The following is a 4758-nucleotide window of genomic DNA, read 5'->3' as shown; positions in this document are numbered from 1 at the left end:
CGTATTCTGGTGCCGGTTAGGGCCAGATCGCCGATCACATCTAATAATTTATGTCGCGCTGCTTCATTAGGCTGATGCAGAGTTAGATTATCCAGAATACCGTTGGGTTTTACGGAGAGCTTCTTTTTCTTAAACGCTTTTTCCAGCTTTTTCATAGTAGATTCGGAGATCTCCTTATCTACGTAGACAATGGCATTGTTTAAGTCTCCACCTTTTATAAGCCCGTGTTCTAAAAGCATTTCCAGTTCGTGCAAAAAACTGAATGTCCTGGCATCTGCGATCTCCTTTTTAAAATCTGATAGGCGCTCCAGGGTAGCATTTTGGGTACCTAAAACCTTGGTGCCAAAATCGACCATAGCGGTCACCTTGTATTCTTCCGAAGGAATGATAGTGATCTCACTTCCTGTAGCCTCATCCTTATAACTGATGACCTCCTTTACTATATATTCTTCCCTGTTTACTCCCTGTTCCACGATGCCGGCTTTTTCCAAAGCTTCCACGAAAAACTTAGAAGAACCGTCCATAATGGGTGGTTCAGGAGCATTGAGTTCTATGAGAACATTATCTATTTCCAGTCCCACAAGGGCTGCAAGTACATGCTCTGATGTTTGGATCTTCACCCCGCGTTTTTCCAGATTTGTTCCCCTTTGAGTATTGATCACATAGTTGGCATCTGCCTCAATAATGGGTTCTCCCTCCAGATCTACTCGCTTAAAGGCATACCCATGGTTCTCCTTGGCCGGAACAAACTTCATAGTTACGTTTTCACCGGTATGTAAACCAACACCTTTAAGTTCTATTTCTTTCGCAATGGTGCGTTGTTTTGCCATAGCCTTATTTTCCATTGTTTTTTTCAATATCATTTATCTTTCCAACTATTTTGGTAAGATTTTTAAAGTGAACATAGGATTTATTAAAATCACCATAATTCAGTGCCGGAGAGCCCTGTAAAAATTCATCATCTTTCACATTGCGACTAATTCCGGATTGTGCCTGAATTTTTACCCGGTCCCCAATGGTAATGTGGCCAACGATGCCAACCTGTCCTCCTATAAGACAGTTTTTACCGATCTTGGTTGAACCGGCAATGCCAGTTTGTGCAGCAATAGCTGTATGTTCGCCAATTTCAACATTATGAGCGATATGTATCTGGTTATCTAATTTTACACCTCTGTGCAGTATTGTTGAACCCAGAGTTGCCCTGTCTATGGTTGTGCCTGCCCCTATTTCCACATTTTCCTTTAATACCACGTTTCCTGTTTGAGGCACCTTAATATACTCGCCATTGGTATTGGGTGCAAATCCGAATCCGTCTGCTCCAATAATTACAGCACTGTGTATAACACATCCTTTTCCTACGACCGATTCTGAATATATCTTAGCGCCAGAATAGATAAGTACATTATCTCCTATGGTAACATTATCACCAATATATACATTGGGGAATATTTTTACATTATTCCCAATTTTTACATTGTTCCCTATATACGAAAAAGCCCCCAAGTAAAATTCGGAGCCATATAGGACAGTGTCTGAAAGAAAAGCCGGTTCTTCAATACCTGTTTTGTTGTTCTTAACCTGATTGTAGTATTCGAGCAGCTTAGAGAAAGACTTATAAGCATCATCTACCATTATCAGGGTAGTGTTTAACTGCTGTTCCGGTTTAAAATCTCTATTAACTATTGTTATAGAGGCCTCGGTACTATAAATGTAGTGTGTGTATTTTGGATTTGCCAAAAAGGTAAGGGATCCTTCAACTCCTTCTTCTATCTTCGCCAGTTTGTGTACAGAGATCTCAGGGTTACCTTGCACCTCGCCTTCTAATATACCTGCGATCTGACTGGCTGTGAATTTCAAGAGTTGTTTTTTGTCTTAGGTTACAGTCGGACAAAAGTAAGAAAAATTACGAAACGCTTTTCTTGGGATAACAGATATAATACTTGGTGACTGTTTTAGACAATGCTTTTAAATTGAGGTGATCCGACGCCTTCGCCACATCAATGATCTTTGAATTCCCCATTAAGATATTAATGTTCTCATCATCTTTGTTGTAAGCGGTGTTAGCTATGGTTCCTGTAAATACAAAATACCGTGCCTCTTCTTCCGTCAGATTATATTTTAAGGCAAACTCCTTTAGCTGTTTAAGAATTCGCTGAGGCGCAATTGGATTCTTTTTGATCTTAACTTCTAACAACTCGCGATGCAAGATCATTTTGCTTAAGGTGGATAGGACAAAATCATCATGATGCTGCCATTTTTTAAGAGCAGCTAATATGTCGATGTCATCCAGGGCTGAAAATTTTAAAAGAATGTCATGTGAAATAGTATCCTTTCTAACCGTATTTTTCAGAAAATACAATAAGGCATCACTGGCCTCAATTAACACGTCTTGTGCACTTAATTCTCTGGCTCTTCGCAAAACACGGATCAACAGTTGTTCAGCAACAATACCAGTCTTGTGCAGGTATACCTGCCAATACATAAATCTCCTTGCTATTAAAAATTTCTCAACGGAATAGATGCCTTTTTCTTCTATTACCAACTCGCCATCTACTACATTGAGCATGGTGATCAAACGTTCCGAATTAATATTTCCCTCGGCAACTCCGGTGTAAAAGCTATCTCTTTTGAGATAATCTAATCGATCCATATCCAATTGACTAGATACTAACTGATTCAGGAACTTTTTGGGATAGGTCCCTTTAAAGATTTCAATGGCAGACGTTAAACTTCCGTTAAACTGCTGGTTAAGACTTTGCATAAATAAGAGCGAAATATGCTCATGACCAATGCCATCCACAAGGCTGTGTTCCATAGCATGAGAGAAAGGTCCATGACCAATATCGTGGAGAAGTATGGCCGCTAAAAGACCATTTGCCTCTTCATCTGTGATCTCAACATCCTTATAACGAAGCACTTGAATAGCCTGCTGCATAAGATGCATACTTCCCAGGGCATGATGAAACCGGGTATGATGAGCACCCGGAAAAACCAAATAAGATAATCCCATTTGGGAAATTCTTCGCAATCTCTGAAAATAAGGGTGGGCTATTAGTTGGAATAGTTCTGTGCTGGGAATTCTAATAAATCCGTAAATTGGATCATTAAATAGCTTTAGCTTCCTGGTGGTGGCCAATGTTTCATACTTTAAGGGGTAAATATACGGACTAAATGAACAAGATTACAATACTGTGGGTAGATGACGAGATCGATATGCTGAAACCCCATATCCTATTTCTCGAGGACAAAAAATATTCGGTAGTTACCTCTAAGAGCGGACAAGAAGCTTTGGAGGAGATAGAAAAGAACAGATTTGATATCGTTTTCCTGGACGAGAACATGCCCGGACTGTCTGGCCTGGAGACCTTGACGGAGATAAAGAACCTACAGCCAGGCTTACCGGTAGTGATGATCACCAGAAGCGAGGAAGAGTTTATAATGGAAGAGGCCATCGGTTCTAAAATAGCCGATTATCTTATTAAGCCTGTAAATCCAAACCAAATACTTCTTGCGTTAAAGAAAACACTGGATCATTCCAGATTGATCTCTGAAAAGACCACTTCAAATTATCAACAAGAATTTCGGAAAATATCAATGGACCTTTCCATGGTGAATACATATGAGGAATGGGCAGACCTATATAAAAAACTGATATCGTGGGAATTGAGGTTGGAGGAGATAGAAGATTCCGGGATGTTTGAAATATTAGAATCCCAAAAGACCGAGGCCAATAATCATTTTGGAAAGTTTGTTGAGAAAAATTATGCCTCATGGTTTGCCGACGGGGACGGACCGGTAATGTCTCACACCTTATTTCAACAATGGATCAAACCAGAGTTAAAGGAACAGCCCACCTTGCTGGTGGTTATCGATAATTTGAGATACGACCAATGGATCTCTTTTGAAGATGTCCTAAATCCTTATTACAAAAAAACCAAGGAACAGCCCTACTACAGCATTTTACCAACAGCCACCCAGTATGCGCGTAATGCCATTTTTTCGGGTCTTACACCACTAGATATGGAAAAAAAATACCCCAAATGGTGGAAGAATGATACGGATGAGGGAGGCAAGAATCTATTTGAAGACAAATTTTTGGAATCGCAGCTGGCAAGGCTTGGGCTAGACCTGGAATGGGAGTACCATAAGATCAGCAGCTTAAAACAGGGGAGGAATCTGGTCCAAAATTTTAATACGCAAAAGAAGAATGACCTAACGGTGATCGTTTACAATTTTGTAGATATGCTCTCCCATGCCAAAACGGAGATGGGTGTCATTAAGGAACTGGCCTCAAATGACAAGGCATACAGGTCCTTAACTGTCAGCTGGTTTAAGAATTCCCCTTTGTTAGAGATCATCCAAAAAGCCAGAACGCTTGGGATGAAACTCATCATTACTACAGATCATGGAACTATAAATGTACAGCATGCCTCCAAAGTAATTGGGGACAGGGAGACAAGTCTAAACTTGCGGTATAAAACAGGGAGAAGCCTGTCTTACGAAGCCAAAGATGTGCTAGAAGCCAGAGAACCCGCAAAGATCCATTTACCTACTATTACCATGAGCAGTTCTTTTATTTTTGCAAAGAATGATCTGTTTTTTGCCTATCCCAATAATTACAACCACTACGTTAGCTATTATAGAAATACCTATCAACACGGCGGGGTTTCCCTGGAAGAGATGATCATCCCGTTTATAGTGTTAGAACCGCGTTAAATAAATTATACTTGGTGCAGAAAGATTAATGATCTAAATATG

At 40.1% G+C, this 4758-nt stretch carries 4 protein-coding genes; 1 reads left to right on the top strand and 3 read right to left on the bottom strand.

What is annotated here, in order from left to right:
- From lpxC to Q0X72_RS04325, 3 genes are all read right to left on the bottom strand, one after another.
- The coding region (lpxC, locus tag Q0X72_RS04335) for a UDP-3-O-acyl-N-acetylglucosamine deacetylase (RefSeq protein WP_297762374.1) at positions 1–830 on the bottom strand (830 nt) is incomplete at its 3' end.
- A gap of 4 nt (positions 831–834) precedes the next feature.
- On the bottom strand, positions 835–1857 hold the full coding sequence (gene lpxD, locus Q0X72_RS04330; protein WP_297762372.1) for a UDP-3-O-(3-hydroxymyristoyl)glucosamine N-acyltransferase: 1023 nt from the start codon (positions 1855–1857) through the stop codon (positions 835–837).
- Positions 1858–1903: 46 nt separating this feature from the next.
- Positions 1904–3136, bottom strand: coding sequence for an HD domain-containing protein (locus Q0X72_RS04325; RefSeq protein WP_297762370.1), 1233 nt, complete (start codon positions 3134–3136; stop codon positions 1904–1906).
- Positions 3137–3171: 35 nt separating this feature from the next.
- On the opposite strand from Q0X72_RS04325, the gene Q0X72_RS04320 reads away from it, so the two are divergent.
- Positions 3172–4716, top strand: a complete 1545-nt coding sequence (locus Q0X72_RS04320) for a response regulator (protein WP_297762368.1) — start codon at positions 3172–3174, stop codon at positions 4714–4716.
- The last annotated feature ends 42 nt before the right edge of the window (positions 4717–4758 follow it).

It is taken from the genome of uncultured Muriicola sp. (assembly GCF_947258935.1).
GTDB lineage: Bacteria > Bacteroidota > Bacteroidia > Flavobacteriales > Flavobacteriaceae > Muriicola.
Note: the sequence above shows the minus strand (reverse complement) of the source record. Positions and strands in the feature narration are given on the sequence as shown.

Bases quoted from the DNA above. Each gene is read 5' to 3' on its own strand.
- Q0X72_RS04320 (WP_297762368.1), top strand. From the start codon at position 3,172: ATGAACAAGATTACAATACTGTGGGTAGATGACGAGATCGATATGCTG.